Origin of the sequence: Faecalibacillus intestinalis (genome assembly GCF_015097455.1) — a bacterium.
In the GTDB taxonomy this organism is placed as follows: Bacteria; Bacillota_I; Bacilli_A; order Erysipelotrichales; family Coprobacillaceae; genus Faecalibacillus; species Faecalibacillus intestinalis.
In genome coordinates this window covers 1,195,526-1,211,939 of record NZ_AP024085.1, presented here as the reverse complement: position 1 = coordinate 1,211,939, position 16,414 = coordinate 1,195,526, and the positions used below count along the sequence as shown (strand labels likewise).

The 16,414-nt window shown below is 29.1% G+C and carries 16 protein-coding genes and 1 other annotated feature; of the genes, 4 read left to right on the top strand and 12 right to left on the bottom strand.

Translation table 11 applies throughout. The annotated features are described in order from the left end of the window. Positions 1–51: 51 nt before the first annotated feature. Positions 52–1,680 (bottom strand): single-stranded-DNA-specific exonuclease RecJ, encoded by a 1,629-nt coding sequence (recJ, locus tag Fi14EGH31_RS06520; protein WP_022001751.1) that lies wholly within the window; start codon positions 1,678–1,680, stop codon positions 52–54. 34 nt (positions 1,681–1,714) lie between these two features. Beyond that, complete coding sequence (locus Fi14EGH31_RS06515) at positions 1,715–2,005, bottom strand: post-transcriptional regulator (RefSeq protein WP_022001750.1); 291 nt, start codon at positions 2,003–2,005, stop codon at positions 1,715–1,717. A gap of 60 nt (positions 2,006–2,065) precedes the next feature. Between Fi14EGH31_RS06515 and Fi14EGH31_RS06510 the strand changes: the two genes are divergently transcribed. Further along, positions 2,066–3,367, top strand: coding sequence for an oligosaccharide flippase family protein (locus tag Fi14EGH31_RS06510; protein WP_022001749.1), 1,302 nt, complete (start codon positions 2,066–2,068; stop codon positions 3,365–3,367). On the opposite strand, the gene Fi14EGH31_RS06505 is transcribed toward Fi14EGH31_RS06510, so the two are convergent. The 7 genes from Fi14EGH31_RS06505 to Fi14EGH31_RS06475 form a co-directional block, all read right to left on the bottom strand. Further along, positions 3,359–4,471 carry an aminotransferase class I/II-fold pyridoxal phosphate-dependent enzyme gene (locus Fi14EGH31_RS06505; RefSeq protein ID WP_022001748.1) on the bottom strand — a complete coding sequence of 371 codons (1,113 nt, stop codon included), beginning with the start codon at positions 4,469–4,471 and terminating at the stop codon, positions 3,359–3,361. The genes Fi14EGH31_RS06510 and Fi14EGH31_RS06505 overlap by 9 nt on opposite strands. Further along, positions 4,471–5,196: an amino acid ABC transporter ATP-binding protein gene (locus tag Fi14EGH31_RS06500; RefSeq protein WP_022001747.1), complete on the bottom strand. Its 726-nt coding sequence runs from the start codon at positions 5,194–5,196 to the stop codon at positions 4,471–4,473. The genes Fi14EGH31_RS06505 and Fi14EGH31_RS06500 overlap by 1 nt, the downstream gene beginning before the upstream one ends. Then, positions 5,189–5,872 carry an amino acid ABC transporter permease gene (locus Fi14EGH31_RS06495; protein WP_022001746.1) on the bottom strand — a complete coding sequence of 228 codons (684 nt, stop codon included), beginning with the start codon at positions 5,870–5,872 and terminating at the stop codon, positions 5,189–5,191. Before Fi14EGH31_RS06495 ends, Fi14EGH31_RS06500 begins: the two co-directional genes overlap by 8 nt. 25 nt (positions 5,873–5,897) lie before the next feature. Continuing rightward, complete coding sequence (locus tag Fi14EGH31_RS06490; protein ID WP_117825716.1) at positions 5,898–6,662, bottom strand: transporter substrate-binding domain-containing protein; 765 nt, start codon at positions 6,660–6,662, stop codon at positions 5,898–5,900. Positions 6,663–6,709: 47 nt separating this feature from the next. Next, positions 6,710–6,914 (bottom strand) — a binding site (T-box leader). A 50-nt stretch (positions 6,915–6,964) separates the two neighbouring features. Beyond that, on the bottom strand, positions 6,965–7,219 hold the full coding sequence (locus Fi14EGH31_RS06485; RefSeq protein ID WP_107029327.1) for a hypothetical protein: 255 nt from the start codon (positions 7,217–7,219) through the stop codon (positions 6,965–6,967). A gap of 33 nt (positions 7,220–7,252) precedes the next feature. Further along, positions 7,253–8,017, bottom strand: a complete 765-nt coding sequence (locus Fi14EGH31_RS06480; protein WP_117574436.1) for an HAD-IIB family hydrolase — start codon at positions 8,015–8,017, stop codon at positions 7,253–7,255. 1 nt (position 8,018) lies between these two features. Then, positions 8,019–9,758, bottom strand: a complete 1,740-nt coding sequence (locus tag Fi14EGH31_RS06475; protein WP_117787676.1) for an ABC transporter ATP-binding protein — start codon at positions 9,756–9,758, stop codon at positions 8,019–8,021. 94 nt (positions 9,759–9,852) lie between these two features. Between Fi14EGH31_RS06475 and Fi14EGH31_RS06470 the strand changes: the two genes are divergently transcribed. The 3 genes from Fi14EGH31_RS06470 to Fi14EGH31_RS06460 all read left to right on the top strand — a co-directional run bounded on the left by Fi14EGH31_RS06470 (position 9,853) and on the right by Fi14EGH31_RS06460 (position 13,612). After that, positions 9,853–10,800 (top strand): Na/Pi cotransporter family protein, encoded by a 948-nt coding sequence (locus Fi14EGH31_RS06470; RefSeq protein WP_200765264.1) that lies wholly within the window; start codon positions 9,853–9,855, stop codon positions 10,798–10,800. Between the two features lie 79 nt (positions 10,801–10,879). Continuing rightward, entirely contained in the window at positions 10,880–12,553 is a 1,674-nt protein-coding gene (locus Fi14EGH31_RS06465; protein ID WP_107029323.1) for a Na/Pi cotransporter family protein, read from the top strand. A 54-nt stretch (positions 12,554–12,607) separates the two neighbouring features. Then, positions 12,608–13,612, top strand: a complete 1,005-nt coding sequence (locus tag Fi14EGH31_RS06460) for a DUF2812 domain-containing protein (RefSeq protein ID WP_139939217.1) — start codon at positions 12,608–12,610, stop codon at positions 13,610–13,612. A 28-nt stretch (positions 13,613–13,640) separates the two neighbouring features. Here the strand turns inward: Fi14EGH31_RS06460 and Fi14EGH31_RS06455 are convergent, their stop codons facing one another. Genes Fi14EGH31_RS06455 through htpG form a run of 3 tightly spaced genes read right to left on the bottom strand, consistent with a single transcriptional unit; the run spans position 13,641 to position 16,386 of the window. Continuing rightward, positions 13,641–13,907 carry a hypothetical protein gene (locus tag Fi14EGH31_RS06455; protein ID WP_022001738.1) on the bottom strand — a complete coding sequence of 89 codons (267 nt, stop codon included), beginning with the start codon at positions 13,905–13,907 and terminating at the stop codon, positions 13,641–13,643. Beyond that, positions 13,907–14,443 carry a nitroreductase family protein gene (locus Fi14EGH31_RS06450; protein ID WP_107029321.1) on the bottom strand — a complete coding sequence of 179 codons (537 nt, stop codon included), beginning with the start codon at positions 14,441–14,443 and terminating at the stop codon, positions 13,907–13,909. The genes Fi14EGH31_RS06455 and Fi14EGH31_RS06450 overlap by 1 nt, the downstream gene beginning before the upstream one ends. Before the next feature lie 53 nt (positions 14,444–14,496). Continuing rightward, complete coding sequence (htpG, locus tag Fi14EGH31_RS06445) at positions 14,497–16,386, bottom strand: molecular chaperone HtpG (protein ID WP_118306247.1); 1,890 nt, start codon at positions 16,384–16,386, stop codon at positions 14,497–14,499. Positions 16,387–16,414: the final 28 nt, after the last annotated feature.

The window sequence follows — 16,414 nt, the reverse complement described above, 5'->3', positions numbered from 1 at the left end:
TTTATGTACTCCTCCTATTTCTATTATAACAAACTTTTATTATCAAGGAAACTATTTCATATCCTCTATAATCATATTTATTGATTCTGTATTTAAATATTTATTAATTTTTAAAGTTCCTATTAAAGAAATTGTCTTTTTTTGTTGTAATTGCTCAATTTCATTCGAACAATTAAAATAAAGTGCTTGTAAATTACCTTTATTTAAAGGAATATCGAAACGTAAATGTTTCCCATCAGATAATACACGACTGGTAAAATTCGTAATATCTTTTAAAACAAATTTCATTTCTTCATTACATTGACCATACGGCTCTAACAACTCTAATTCTTTAACAGCTGGTAAAGTAAGCTCATTTAATTCAATTTGAATCCCTTCAAGAACTTTTTCATTAGAAAAAGTATGTGTTGTTAAGTAGGTATGCAATGTTTCTTTTAAAGTTAACACTTCATCTTTAGCTACTTGAAAGCCACCCGCTAAAGCATGTCCACCATATTGTACAAAATAATCTTTTAAATCATCAAAGATTTGATTTAAAGGAATACTTTCAATACTTCTGGCACTTCCTCGATAGACTTCATTTTTTTCATCATATTTCATCACAAAACTCGGCTTTTGAAATTCATGAGTATACTTTCCCGCAATTAAACCTACGATTCCTTCATGAACTTCTTGATCATAGCTATATAAAAATTCATCTTTTTGGCTATTTTCTAAAATGTTTTTGTATTGTTCATTTGTAAGAGATTGTCTTTTACTATTGATTTTTTTAGCGTATTGAGAAATTTGGATTGCAAATTTTTGATCGACATCCTTTAAAAAATAACGTACTAAATGATTTGGATTAACAAGTTCTGGTAGTCTTCCAAAGGAATTGATTTTAGGTGCAATATTAAAACCTAAAGTTGTTGTATTATATTTTTGATTTTCACCAATTAAAAGTTCTAATTGAAGATATTTTTCTTCATTCATAAATTGCAGACCTCGCGAAACAAGCGATTTATTTTCATCAACTAAAGGCATCATATCTGAAATCGTCGTAATAGCTGCTAAAGAAAATAAATATTTATCATGTTTTCCAAGCAAACTACTGGCAAGTTTATACGCTAAAAAACCTCCACATATTTCTTTAAATGGATAATCCGGTGACATTTTTGTATGAATGATTGCACATGCATCCGGCAATTCGTCATAATCATGATGATCAATAACAATAACATCAATACCAAGTTCATTCGCTAAATCAATAGCTTCATACGCTTTAATACCATTATCTACTGTAATTAACAAAGAATACCCTTTTTCATACATTTGTTGAACTCTTTCTTTATTTAGTCCATAACCATCTTCAAAACGATTAGGAATATGATACCCTACTTTTTTCCCTAATTCTAAAAAAGCTTGAACAAGAATGGCTGTTGACAAGATTCCATCACAATCATAATCTCCATAAATACATATTTTTTCATCATTTTCCAAAGCTTCTTGTATACGATCTAAAACTAAATCCGCATCTAAAAACAATGAAAAATCATGATAAATCAATCTTTTTGAAGTATGTCCTTGAACATCTTGTTCATTATATTTTCTTTGTGCAAAAATCTTTGCAAGTAAAGAATGTATTGAATACTTTTGCATATATTCATTATAGTTATGTATTTCTTTTATATCCCAGTTCATAAAATCTCCTTAAATAAAAAATAGTTGTTACCAACTATTTTGAAATGAATTCTTGAAATGCTGCTAAATCGAGTGTACTTGCTTCTTTAACTGCTTGTATACTTAAATAATCAAAAATTTCCGAAAATTGTAAATTCATTACATTATCAATAATATCACACATTGGTAGACTCTTTTGAGATTTCCATTTAATATTGAATAAATAATCTCTTATTTCTTTTTCGGATATATTATCTATTTTTTGCTTACGAAACTCATGAGCTTTTAATTTGATTAGAAAATCTAAATCATATTTACCAAATTTATAATCCAGTTTTTCATTCATGATAAACCAACTCCCACTTCGTCTATTATAGATGAAAATTCGACATAAAGGAAGTCTTTTATGAAAAGAAAACTTATCAATTCATTCATTATTCTTTCCGCTAGTTCAGCTATCTCTAAAATATTTAGTATTTTAAATAGAATGTTGCTTTCCAGGCTTCTTCCTTTAGAAGCTATGTCATTATATCTTGTCATTATGCCAACACTTTCTTTGTGTTTAACACTTGGACAGGTTGGGATTCCTTCTGCTGTTTTTCGTCTTATATTACATCCAAAATATAAAAACTACAAAGTCATTATTACCGCAATTATTCTATCCTTTTTTTCTGTCATTGTTATTTGTGGAACCCTCTTTATTTTAAGTCCTTTCATTGCTCATTCTTTATTAAAAAACGATTATACTCTTTATCCCATTTTATCCTTTTTAATTTTTATTCCATTGATTGCTATCAGTGGTATTATTAAAAACTATTATTTAGCCAAAGGGCATGTCTATGTCATTGCTAAAAGCCAAATTGTCGAAGAAACTTCACGTTTATTATTTACCTATTTATTTTTAGAAACTCCTTTAAGTTCATCCTTACCTTTTTTAGTAACAATCGCTTATTTATCAATGAGTTTTGGTGAATTGATGTCAATTATCTATCTACTCCTTTTAAGTCGTAAAAGATATTCTTTTACTCCTTTAAAAAACATAAACAAGCAAAACTTGATTATGAAAGATCTTTTAAACATTTCTTTACCTTTGACAGGTTCACGTCTTTACCATTGTTTTATGAATTTTTTAGAGCCCATTCTTTTAATTCATGTTTTAACTCGACTTGGTTTAACTCAAAACTTTATCCAAGACCAATATGCCATCCTTTCTGGCTATGTCGTCTCGATGCTTGTCACGCCTACTTTTTTTTGTACGATCATCTATCGCCTCTATTTGCCTATTGCTACAGATGATCTTTATTATCATAAAAGTAATACTTTTTTACATCTTCTTTATGCTTTACTTATTTGTTTTCTTATCGGTCTTCCTTTTACTTTAATTTTCTATTTTTTTCCAAAACGATCCCTTATGATTCTTTACAATACAACAAGTGGCTATCAACAATTAAAATACATGTCTTTTCCTTTTTTACTCTTTTATTTACAAACGCCCCTTTCAACTATCCTACAAGCTAAAAATAAAAATAAAGTGATGTTTATCATCTCTATGATTGAATGTACTTTAGAAATTATCTTAACTTATACTTTATCTCATTATCTTTATGTTAACGCTATTTTGATTAGTTTATTTACAGGATTGATTACAACCTTAACTTTAAGTGCAATTTATTGTTTTAAAATAATAAAAGACACTTCTTTATCTTGAAGTGTCTAATTTTTTTAACCAATTTGAAAATACTTCTAAACCTTCTTTAACAATTTGTGGATCATTTGCAAGTCCAAAACGCAAATGATTTTCCACATCAAAACAACATCCCGGTACAAAGAAGACCCCTGTTTCTTCTTGTAACTTTTCACAGAAAGTATTTGAATCTATTTGATAATCGTATTTTAGGAAACAAACTGTTCCATATTTTGGAATAACACAAGAAAGATGAGGATGAGCTTTTAACCATTCTTTCAAGTAACACTTATTTTCTTCTAAAATCTCACGATTTCTTTTTAAAATCTCTTTACTATATTTTAAAGTAAGTGCCCCTAAATAATCATTGATTGGTCCACTACTAATAATTGAATAATCACGTCTTTCATTGATTAAACGAATAAGTTCTTTATCTTTTGTTTTGATCCAACCAATACGAAGTCCAGGAGTTGATAAAACTTTAGAAAGTCCTGAGGTTGCTATTCCTTTTTCATAAAGATCACTAATGGATTCTTCTTGATAAAGTCCTCGATAGATTTCATCCACAAGAACATAGAGATCATGCTTTTTACATATTTGAATCAGTTGTTGCATTTCTTCATGATTTAAAGTTGTTCCAGTAGGATTGTTTGGTAAATTCAAACAAATCATTTTTGTATTTTCTCTAATATTTTTTTCTAATTCTTCAAAATCGATTTTCCATTCATTTTCTTCTTTTAAATGAATAAAATCAACTTCTACCCCTAAAGATTCAGGAAAACTATAAAGTTGTTGATACGTTGGTAAAAATGATAAAATATGATCATTTGTTGAAAGTAATGTCATTAAAACAAGTTCATTGGCATTGACACCACCATGGCAAATAGCAATTTCTTCATCATCACCACTTTGATATAAACTTAAAATACCTTTTTTTAATTCATGAGAACCTTCAATAGCACCATAATCTAAAGAAAGATTCATTAAATCTTCTAATGAATCTTTTTTATCATACGCTAATAATTCCTTTAAAGTTAAAGATTTAGCAACTGTATCTGCCAAGTTATAGCGACAGTTATTTTCATGCAAAGTCATATAAGACTCTACTTCAAAACGTTGTAGTTTCATTAGTGCATAACCTTCTTTAAGAAATCTTGAGCACGTTCAGTTTTAGGATTTTCATAGAAAGCTTTTGCATCATTTTCTTCAACGATTTTACCATTTTCTAAGAAAATAACACGATCTGCAACTGTTTTAGCAAAGCCCATTTCATGAGTAACAACAATCATTGTCATTCCTTCTTTAGCAAGTTGTTGCATAACTTCTAATACTTCAATAACCATTTCTGGATCCAAGGCACTTGTTGGTTCATCAAAAAGCATGATTTCAGGGCTTGTACATAAGCTTCTCGCAATCGCTACCCTTTGTTTTTGTCCACCTGAAAGTTTATTTGGATACTCATCTTTTTTATCTAATAAACCAACTCTTGTAAGATAGTTACAAGCTATTTCATTGGCTTTTTCTTCCTCCATGTGACGTACTTTTGTAAGTGAAAGTGTTAAGTTTTCTAAGACTGTCATATGTGGAAATAAATTGAAATGTTGGAAAACAAATCCCATTTTATTTCTTAATTCTTGATAATTAGATTTCTTTGGATCTAATACTTCCCCATTAAGGTATACATGTCCTGTTTCTGGTACTTCTAAACCATGAATACATCTTAAAACTGTACTCTTACCTGAACCAGAAGGTCCAATTAAACACACAATTTCTCCTTTTTTTACTTCAAGAGAAACATCATCAACTGCTTTTACTTTTTTAAATTGTTTTGATATATGTTCAACTTTAATCACTTTCAGCTAACCTCTTTTCTACATATCTACCTAAATAAGAAATACTAATTGTCATAATTAAATAATAAACTGCAACAATACAATAAGGTGACATAACATCATAATATTGTGCCCCCACTACTTGAGCTGATTTTAATAATTCAACGGCACCAATACAACTGATCAATGAAGAATCTTTAATCAATGTAATAAATTCACTGATCATTGGTGGAATAATTCTTTTAAACGCTTGTGGTAAGATAACAAGTCTCATTGTTTGTTTATGAGAAAGTCCTAAAGTTTCACAAGCTTCCCATTGTCCTTTATCAACTCCATTAATTCCACTACGAATTAATTCAGTTGAATAAGCCCCACTGTTAATAGACATAGCAACAGCACCAATTAAAAAGACATTAATTCTTAAAACATTTCCTGTAAACGCTGTATAAATAGATGGAATAACTGAGAATAAAATCAAGATTTGAAGTAACATTGGTGTCCCACGAATGACTTCAACATACACATTTCCAATAATTCTAAAAATTTTATATTTAGATCTTTTTGCTGAAGATCCTAAAATCCCAAAAACAATACCAAATAAAAGGGATACAGCAGCGAGTAAAAGTGATACTACTGCACCCTTAGCAAAGTAAAGTAAGTTTTCAGGAGTAAACACTTTTGAGAAAGCTACAAACATTTCTATACCCCTTTTCTATAATTTTTTATTTTTCTAATGGTGATAAATCATATTTTTTACATAATTTATCGTAATCTTTTGAAGCTACGAATTTTTTAATACATTTATTCATTAATTTGATCATTTTTGTATTACCTTTTTTAGCGATAACATAGTTCTTTTCATCCATTAATGAACCATTTAATTGTGTAAAGTTTCCACTAGATACATATTGTTGAGCAACACCTAAATCAACGATTGCTGCATCATATTGATTACTTGCTAAACCATTGAAAATATCTTGTACGTTTTTCATTGAAACAACATCAGCATTTTCAACTTCTTTAGCAGCTTGTTCACCAGTAGCTCCAGTTTGAGCAGCTAATTTTTTACCAACCAATTGATCATTTGAAGTAATTGAAGAACCATTTGGTACAACAGCAACTTGTTGAGTTCCTAAATATGGATCAGACCATTCAACAACTCTATCTTCACTATAAGTAAAACCAGAAATACCCAAATCAATTTGATCCCCTTGAATTTGAGTAACAATGTTATCAAAATCCATTTGTTTGAATTCTAAAGAATAAGTTTTACCTTCCATATCAGATAAATAACCTTCAAATAATTTGGCCATATCCACGTCAAAACCAACGATTTCACCTTTTTTGTTTAATGATTCATAAGGTGCATAATCAGGTGATGTCCCAATTGTAATTGTCACATCGGCATCATTTTTACTGCTTGATGAACATCCAGCAACAGCACAAGTCATCACAAGTGCTAACATTAATTTTAATACTTTTTTCATATTCTTTTCCCCTTTTCTACCCAATAAAAAACGTCTCCTAGCGATTGCTAAGAGACGAAAGATTCCGCGGTACCACTCTTGTTGATATGATAAACATATCCACCTCACCGTTAAAGCTGGTTAGCTTGTTATCCTATGTATTCAGATAACCCCCTCCAAAGTGCGCTTCATTTTATTTTCAATATCTAATTTCCACCAACATAGACTCTCTAACATATCCAATAAAACTACTCTCTTTTTCATTGAGTTTATTTATATACCTGTATTATAGATAATATTTAAGCTTTGTCAACATTCCTCGATTATTTTTTTGATAAAACTTTTTCATTAAAAGAACGTACTGCCTTCATTGCTTTTTCTAAAGGAGCATTCATTTCTTGTAATTGTTCTAAAACATCATCGAGTTGTTGATTGGTTTCTTGAATACTGTCTCTTGTATCTTGAACTGTTTGCTTGGTTTTCTTTTTGGCATCACCACTATGAAGTAAAAAGAAAATACCTAAAGACATACATACAAAAATACCAATAATGATTAAAAAATCTTTAATTAGTTCCATAATCTCACCCATCTTTAGTATAGCCTATTTTGTTTAATCAATCCAGCCAAAATGACGACAAGCATATTCAATACCGTCATCATCATTTCTTTTGGTTATAAAATTTGCGACTGCTTTGACTTCATCGATTGCATTACCCATAGCAATACCTAAAGGAGCTTGGTCAATCATAGAAATATCATTTAAGCCATCCCCAAAGACCACAATATCCTTTTCGTTTCCCTTTAATAAATGAACCATTTCTAAAATACCTTTATATTTATCTGCTGGTTCGATGATGATTTGTCCTTTAAAATAACGCATATATTCCAAAGTTCCTAAATCCAATAATTTTTCTTCTTGTTCACTACATTCAATAAAAACCTTATAAATTTCCTTTACTTGATGAAAATCTATACTTTCATCAACAACTAATTTTACCGGAAGTTTTTGATCTTTTTGATCACTTTGATTCGTATACAAAACAGCTTCATTTCCTAAAGCAACTGCAAATGGGAAATGATGTTCAATACATTGATCAATGACACGATTGGCTTGAACAAAATCTATCGGTTTAATATATTGAAGTTCATTTTGTAAAGTAATACCATTTCCCCCATCTGTTACTAAACAATCAATATGGGCTTCTTTAGCAGCATCCATCGCCATATATTGTGCTCTTCCTGTCGCAATAGCAACAAAATGCCCATTTTCTTTTAACTTATCTAACGTACGATATGTGCTTTCTAAAATCTTTCCTCCTGGATTATCATCTAAAAGTGTTCCATCAATATCAAAAAAAATATATTTTCTTTCCATGTTACTTTTCTCCTTTAAATTGCATATTATATAATCTTGCATAATTTCCATTTAATTTCATCAATTCTTCATGGTTTCCTTGTTCTTCGATGCCATTTTCCGTTAAAACACAAATATGTTTGGCATTTTTAATCGTTGATAAACGATGCGCAATAACAAAAGTTGTACGATCTTGAGATAATTTTTCTAAAGATTCTTGTACAATACTTTCACTTTCATTATCTAATGCACTTGTTGCTTCATCAAAAATAAGAATTGGTGGATTCTTTAAGAAAACACGTGCAATCGAGATACGTTGTTTTTGTCCACCTGAAAGTTTGACTCCACGTTGTCCACAATCCGTATCGTAACCTTCTTCTAATTCCATAATAAAATCATGAGCATTCGCTTTTTTAGCGGCTTCAATGACTTCTTCATCACTCGCTTCTAAATTTCCATAACGAATATTATCCATGATGGTTCCTGTAAATAAGTAAACATCTTGTTGAACAATCCCAATATTTTCTCTTAAAGATTGTTGTTTGATTTCTTTGACATTGATTCCATCAATCAAGACATTTCCTTTCGTTGCTTCGTAAAAACGAGGAATCAAAGAACAAATCGTTGTTTTACCAACTCCTGATGAACCAACAAAAGCAATATACTCTCCTGGTTTTACATCCAAGTTAATATTATTTAACACATAAGGTGTTTGTTCATTATAGCGAAATGAAACATGATCAAACATGACATTCCCTTCAACATGTTGTAATACAACTGCATTTTTTGTATCTTGAATATCTGGTTCAATTTCTAATATTTCCATAAAACGTTCAAAACCAGTAACACCTTCTTGAAATTGTTCAGTAAAGTTTAAAAGTTTTTTTACAGGATCTATTAAGTTCGTGACATAAAGTAAAAAGGCAATTAAATCTGCAACATTAATACTTCCATAAGAAATAAATAAGGTTCCAAAAAAGATAACCGATACTGTAATTAAACTTGTAAAAGAAGTAAGTCCTGCATTGTATCTTCCCATATAATAATAACTATTTTTCTTAGCACTTACATAATGTCCATTTTGTTTATCAAAACGTTCTAACTCTTGATCTTCATTCGCAAAACTTTTAACAACACGAATTCCTGATAAATTGTCTTCAATGCGTTCATTGATATCACCAATTCTCTCTTTATTTCTTTTAAAAGCTGTTTTCATCTTTTTATTATAATACCAAGCAAATAAAAACATAAATGGTAAGATTGCAAATAAAATTAAAGTCAGCTTAACATTAATATAGGAAAGTAAAATAAAGGCCCCTATAAACTTAATAATTGAAATGACAATATCTTCTGGTCCATGATGATAAAGTTCAGTTAAAGAAAATAAATCATTCGTTAGACGTGACATCAATTGTCCTGTGTTTTGTTCATCATAAAAGCGAAAAGATAATTTTTGATAATGACTAAATAACTCATTACGTAAATCTCGTTCCATATAGACACCCATGACATGTCCTAGATAACCTATAAAATAATTACAAAAATATTCAACAACGATCAAACAAAGCATAAAAAGTCCTAATAAATAAATTTTAGAATAATCAATTTTTGGTTGATTTAAAATCGTTCCTGTAATATAGCGTGTTAGCATGGGATAAACAAGTGTGATAGCTGCTGAAACCATCGCACAAAACATATCTTTAAAAAACAAAACCTTATAGTTTGTATAATAAGATAAAAATTTCTTCCATCTTCCTTTCATATTAAAACACCTCCTTCATATATTTTTACAAAGAATGATTATTTTTTCTAGTTAAAAATGATTATTTTTAAAATATGAAAAAGGAGGCTTTTTCATGAACCAAGTTTCTTGGACTTCTATTCTAATCGGTCTGGCACTTTTTTTATTTGGTATCGACTATCTTTCTCTTTCTTTACAAGAACTTTCACCAACCCGTTTAAAAAATCTTCTTGCTAAATGTACTTCTTCTACTTTTAAGGCTATTCTAATTGGTTGTTTTATAACTTGTATCATTCAATCAAGTTCTGCCACAACTGCTTTAACAGTGAGTTTAATCAATGCAAACCTCTTGACCTTTTCGCAAAGTATTGGCATTATTATGGGAGCCAATATTGGCACAACCATAACAGCGATTATTGTAGGTTTTGATCTTTTTCAATATGCTTCTTTCTTTTTGATTATTGGTGCTTTTTGTTTATTATTTTCTAATCATCCTAAAATAAAAGGCCTTGCACAAATTCTTTTTGGGCTTGGTTGTTTATTTTATGGATTAGAACTTATGTCAATGCATCTTGAAGCTATTACTAAACTTCCTGAATTTATGAAATTAGTAACACTTTTTACAAATCATCCAATTCTAGCCATGTTTGGTGGAACCATCACAACTGCTCTTATTCAATCATCAAGTGCCATGATTGCTATTGTCCAACAAATGTATCATTTAAAAGCCATTTCCCTTTATGTTTCTATTCCTTATATCTTTGGTTGTAATATCGGTACAACCATTACCGCTTTTCTTTCTGCCCTTAAAACCAATTCATCTGCCAAAAAAGCCGCCCTCTTTCATTTTCTCTTCAATGTAATTGGAACTACTTTTTTTATGTTTTTCCTGACTCCTTTTTATCATCTTTTTTTAACATTTCGCTTTTATATTCCTATTTCTCCTCGTCTGCAACTCGCTTTTATTCATGGCTTCTTCAATATTGTTACTACACTCCTTATTTTTCCTTTTTATAAGCCTATAATTACATTGATTGAAAGTTGTTTCAAAAAGAATTGTTAAGGTTTTGTAAAGAAACTTAACATAATCTTTACACAAATTTAACATTCCTTTAAAATGAGACGTATAGGAGTGTGATTTTATGACATTAGCAGATATCAACTGGCCTTTAATTCTGGCAGGGCTTGGCTTATTTTTATTTGGTATCGATTATATGGGTGATGGTTTAAAAAGTTATGCCGGAGATAAATTAAAGGACATTATTGATAAATACACCTCAAGTCCTGTAAAAGGAATTTTAATTGGGGCTTTAGTTACGTGTTTAATTCAATCAAGTTCAGGAACAACAGCCCTTACAATTGGATTGATTCGTTCTGGTTTAATGAATTTAAATCAAGCAGTAGGAATTATCATGGGGGCCAATATTGGAACAGTTATTACTTCTGTTTTAGTTGGTTTAAAGATTTCTAAATATGCGGTTTATTTCATTATTATTGGTGCGTTTGTTTCTATGTTTTCTAAAAATAAAAAGTCAAAATACTTATCACAAATTATTTTTGGATTTGGTTGTTTATTCTATGGATTAGATTTAATGGGTAACAATTTATCAATGATTTCTGAAGTTCCAGAATTTACACAAATTACAGAATTCTTAATGAAAAGTCCTTGGCTTGGTTTACTTGGTGGAACAATTCTTACATGTGCGATTCAATCATCAGCTGCAACGATTGCCATTGTTCAACAAATGTATGGTGCCGGCGCTATTGGTTTAAATATTGCTTTACCATTTTTATTTGGATCAAATATTGGAACAACGATTACAGCGGTTCTTGCCTCTATTGGTGGATCTATTCCCGCTAAAAGAGCAGCGTTCTTCCACGTTTTATTTAACGTCATTGGTTCTGTTTTATTTATGATTGTTTTATCACCATTTACAATGTTGATTCAATATATTAATTCAGTAAGTACCATGTCTCCTGAATTACAACTTGCAGTAGCTCATGGTATCTTTAACATAGTAACAACCATCTTGTTCTTTCCATTTATTAATAAGATTGTTGTTATTATTAAAAAAATCATTCCAAATCATTCAAAAGAATTACAAATGGATTTATCAGAATTAGATCCTCATGTGGTTCAATTGTTCCCTTCTCATGCTTTAGCTATCGCTAAAAACAAGATTTTAGAAATGGGTGCTATTACTGTTGAAGCTTGTGAAAATGTTAAAGAATACTTTATTTCTAAAAGTTCTACTGCAAAAGAAACAGTTGAAGAATTAGAAAATGCAATCAACTTATTAGATAAAAAGATTTCAGAATACTTATTACTTATTTCACACGAACAATTAAACGATCATGATTCAAAAGAATATTTTGCTGATATGAAATCAATTAAAGATCTAGAACGTGTCGGTGATTTATGTATTAACTTAACTCAATTCTTTGAAGCTGTTTATGATGAAAAAGATGATTTTTCATCAGAAGCTAAAGATGACATTATCGCCATGATCAATATGGATATTGAAATGTTGAATCATGCAATGGTTGCTTTTGATAAACATGATTTAGATGATATTATTTATGTTGATGATCATGAAAGTAATTTAGATTATTATAATAAAAAAGCAAAACAAAGACATATTCAACGTGTTACTAATAAAACTGAAAAATCAGTTATTGTCAATTCTACATACGTTGATATCTTATCTAACTTAGAGCGTATTGGTGATCATTGCCAAAACATTGCTGAATCTTATATGTTAGAAGAAGAAAACTTCAAACCAGATTATGAAGTTGATTCTGCATTTAATCAATAGTCATGGATTTCCATGACTATTTTTGTTATGATGTAACAGTCAAAGGAGTCACATATGTATAAATTATTAGATTATGATATAACTGAATATAAACAATTAGAAAATACTTTAAATGAGTTATCTAAACAAGGTTACAATCCTACTTCTTTAGGTAAAATCAGCCGTTTTGAAAAAAATGAGAAACACTACTACTTCCATGTAGATTTACTAATCAAAAAACCGGCAACTCCTAAAAGAAAAGCATTACATGATTTTATTAATGAATATGAAAAACAAATGTTTGATTATTATGGTAAAATAGGAAAATTTATTATTTTTACAACAGATAATAAACGTGCTTTACCTAAAGAAAGACAAAAAGCAATTGATGAATACTTAAGTACTCGTAAAATCTCTGTAACCACTTATTTTGTTTTATGGATTTTCTTTTCTTTTTTTGTCGCACAGCTTGTTTTACAAAAAAATCAAATTCAAGAATTTCTTACAAATGGAAGTATTTTAATTCATTACTTACCTCTTCTTCTCTTTGCGACAATTCTTATTCGTTGCCTTTATAAAATTGTTTTAGCCTGTCAAAAAAGCTTTGGAAAGATTATTAAACATATCTTCTACGCTATGACTATAGTTACTTGTGTAGTTGCTATACTTGGATGTATTTTAGATATTACTGATAGAAAAGATATTCCTTTAAATCAAAATATTTTAACATTGCAAACATTTGATAAAGAAACAAATTTAAAAAAATATCCAAACTACAAATATACTAAAAGTTTTATTGTTGAATCTACTTCTTATTTTGAAGAAAACAACCAAGGTGATCTCATGTATAGTAAAGATTATTGTTTTAAATCAACTGACAAAACAAACACTTTCTTTAAACGTTATTTAAAAACGTATGATGATGTTCCTGTTATTAAAATTGATAAAAACACTTATCTCTTTAAACTTGATACATCGTATGATACTTTACTGTATAAAAAAGAAAATCATTTCTATTTTGTTTCTGCAAATTTCAGTTTAAAAAATGATTATCAAAATATTATTGAGTTTTATAAATAAACAAAAAATCCACCCCAAAGTGGATTTTTTATTTACCTGTAATAATAAGATAGATAAGAAGTAAAGCAATAATAATCATTGTTGAAATAAGGACACGTCTTTCAAATTCGCTATAATCATCATGATAAAGATAGTGTGCCAAATAGTTAAGAACTAACGCTATAAGCAAAAAGATTCTTCCAACCATAAAATAAGACGTATTCATCACCACCGGTTCAATAAGCAATAAAACATCAACCAAATTGATTTTATATTTATGATGTGGTTTGCAAATTTTATACAGTAATTTCTTCATTAATAAAACGTACTCACTTCTTCTATTGTTTTTCTTTTTGGCATACTTGGTTCAATATCTGGATAACCCACACCTATGACAGAAACAATTGTTTCTTGTACAGGTATTTCTAAAAGATCACGGATCGCTCTTTCATCCCTGATTCCCATAACAAGTGTTCCTAAACCAAGTTCAGTTGCTTTAAGAATTAAGTTTTGATTAGCTAATCCACAATCATAAACACCCCAACCATTTTGTAATTCGTTGTCAGGACTTCCGTTTCTTTGAAAACCTGCACGATCTTTAACAAATGTTGTCACAATTAAAACAGGTGCATCAGCTATATTTTTTTGATTAAATTCAGGTAAACATTTTTTCTTAAATTGTTCCAACATTTCTTTTGATTGAATAACATGATATCGTGGTGTTTGACTATTTTTCCAACTTTCTGAATAGATAGCTGCTTGAATCATTTCTTCAATTTTTTCTTTTTCCACAGGTTGTTGTTTATATTTACGAATACTTCTTCTTTGTTGTAAAACATTTTGTAACTCCATAATTTTCACTCTCCTACTTTTATTATAAAAGAAAAGACTATCGAATGATAGCCTTACTTATTTAATTCAATCATAAGCTCACAAATCTTATTTGAAAAAGCCACTGGATCTTCAATAGATAATCCTTCAATCAATAATGCTTGATCGAATAACAATGAAGCATAATCATTGATCTTATCTGCATTATTTTGATAAACATTTTGAATTGCCTTGAAAATATCATGATTTGGATTGATTTCAAGAATTCTACCTGCTTTAACATCTTGACCATCAGGCATTGCATTTAATACTTTTTCCATTTCAAAAGATACACCTTGATCAGATACTAAACATACTGGATGAGATTTTAATCTATTTGATACTTTAACATCCACTACTTTATCTTTTAAAGCTTCTTTTAATGATTCTAATAATGATTTATTATCTTCATTGATCTTTTCTAATTCTTTCTTTTCTTCTTCACTATCTAAGTTTAAATCACCTTGAGCAACGTTTTTGAAAGCTTTAGAATCATAATCTCTCATCATTTGAATCATAAATTCATCAACATTATCCATCATGTATAAAACATCATAGTCACGATCTCTAACAGCTTCTACTTGAGGTAAATGAGAAATCTTTTCTTTTGTTTCACCACTTGCAAAGTAGATTTCTGTTTGTCCTTCTTTCATGTTTTCAACATATTCTTTTAAAGTAATCATTTTTTCTTCTTTACCAGAGTAGAATAAAAGTAAATCTTGTAATTTATCTTTTAACATTCCATAGCTTTGATAAATACCAAATTTTAATTGTAACCCAAAGTTTTTAAAGAATTTTTCATATGTTTCACGATCTTTTTTCAACATATTTGTAAGTTCACTTTGGATTTTCTTTTCAATACGATCAGCGATGACTTTTAATTGACGGTCATGTTGTAACATTTCTCTTGAAATATTTAATGATAAATCTTGTGAATCAACTAACCCTTTAACAAATCTAAAGTGTTCTGGAATTAAATCACTTGCTTTATCCATGATAAAGACACCTCGACTATAAAGTTGTAAACCTTTTTCATAATCATTTGAATAGAAATTCATCGGTGGTTGACTTGGAATAAATAACAATGCATCATAAGAAACATTTCCTTCTACTGATGTATGAATAACTTTCATTGGATCAGAGAAATCATTGAATTTATCTTTATAGAATTCATTATATTCTTCATCTTTAATATCTTTTTTATTTCTTTTCCATAAAGGAACCATTGAATTTAATGTTTTATTTTCAACGACATCTTCATATTCATCACTATCTTCTTTTTTCTTAGATGTTGTCACATCCATTTTAATTGGATAATGTACATAATCAGAATATTTTTTAACAAGAGATTCAATATGGTATTGATCTAAATAATCATCATAATTTTCTTCTTCTGTATTATCTTTTAAATAAAGTTTAATTGTTGTTCCTGTTGGTAAGTTATCTGTTTCAAAGATTTCATAACCATCACTTGCTTCAGATACCCAAGTATATCCTTGATCACTACCATAAGCTCTTGATGAAACTTCAACTTTTTTAGCTACCATAAATGCTGAATAGAAACCAACTCCAAATTGCCCAATGATATCAATATCATCACTTTCAGTTTCATTTTTAAATTTGAAAGAACCGCTATTAGCAATCGTACCTAAATGTTCTTCTAGTTCTTCTTTATTCATTCCAATACCATGATCAGTAACAGTCAATGTTCTATTTTCTTTATCAAAAGCTAAATCAATTGTAAGATCACTTTTATTGATTTCAGAAATATTTTCTGTTAACGCTTTATAATAAAGTTTATCTGTTGCATCACTTGCATTAGAAATCAATTCTCTTAAAAAGATTTCCTTATGTGTATATATAGAATTAATCATTAAGTCTAATAATCTTTTCGATTCTGCTTTAAATTGTTTTTTTTCTGCCATAATATATCCTCCTTTAGCACTCCTGTCG

Bases quoted from the DNA above. Each gene is read 5' to 3' on its own strand.
- recJ (WP_022001751.1), bottom strand. From the start codon at position 1,680: ATGAACTGGGATATAAAAGAAATACATAACTATAATGAATATATGCAA.
- Fi14EGH31_RS06515 (WP_022001750.1), bottom strand. From the start codon at position 2,005: ATGAATGAAAAACTGGATTATAAATTTGGTAAATATGATTTAGATTTT.
- Fi14EGH31_RS06510 (WP_022001749.1), top strand. From the start codon at position 2,066: ATGAAAAGAAAACTTATCAATTCATTCATTATTCTTTCCGCTAGTTCA.
- Fi14EGH31_RS06505 (WP_022001748.1), bottom strand. From the start codon at position 4,471: ATGAAACTACAACGTTTTGAAGTAGAGTCTTATATGACTTTGCATGAA.
- Fi14EGH31_RS06495 (WP_022001746.1), bottom strand. From the start codon at position 5,872: ATGTTTGTAGCTTTCTCAAAAGTGTTTACTCCTGAAAACTTACTTTAC.
- Fi14EGH31_RS06490 (WP_117825716.1), bottom strand. From the start codon at position 6,662: ATGAAAAAAGTATTAAAATTAATGTTAGCACTTGTGATGACTTGTGCT.
- Fi14EGH31_RS06485 (WP_107029327.1), bottom strand. From the start codon at position 7,219: ATGGAACTAATTAAAGATTTTTTAATCATTATTGGTATTTTTGTATGT.
- Fi14EGH31_RS06480 (WP_117574436.1), bottom strand. From the start codon at position 8,017: ATGGAAAGAAAATATATTTTTTTTGATATTGATGGAACACTTTTAGAT.
- Fi14EGH31_RS06475 (WP_117787676.1), bottom strand. From the start codon at position 9,758: ATGAAAGGAAGATGGAAGAAATTTTTATCTTATTATACAAACTATAAG.
- Fi14EGH31_RS06470 (WP_200765264.1), top strand. From the start codon at position 9,853: ATGAACCAAGTTTCTTGGACTTCTATTCTAATCGGTCTGGCACTTTTT.
- Fi14EGH31_RS06465 (WP_107029323.1), top strand. From the start codon at position 10,880: ATGACATTAGCAGATATCAACTGGCCTTTAATTCTGGCAGGGCTTGGC.
- Fi14EGH31_RS06460 (WP_139939217.1), top strand. From the start codon at position 12,608: ATGTATAAATTATTAGATTATGATATAACTGAATATAAACAATTAGAA.
- Fi14EGH31_RS06455 (WP_022001738.1), bottom strand. From the start codon at position 13,907: ATGAAGAAATTACTGTATAAAATTTGCAAACCACATCATAAATATAAA.
- Fi14EGH31_RS06450 (WP_107029321.1), bottom strand. From the start codon at position 14,443: ATGGAGTTACAAAATGTTTTACAACAAAGAAGAAGTATTCGTAAATAT.
- htpG (WP_118306247.1), bottom strand. From the start codon at position 16,386: ATGGCAGAAAAAAAACAATTTAAAGCAGAATCGAAAAGATTATTAGAC.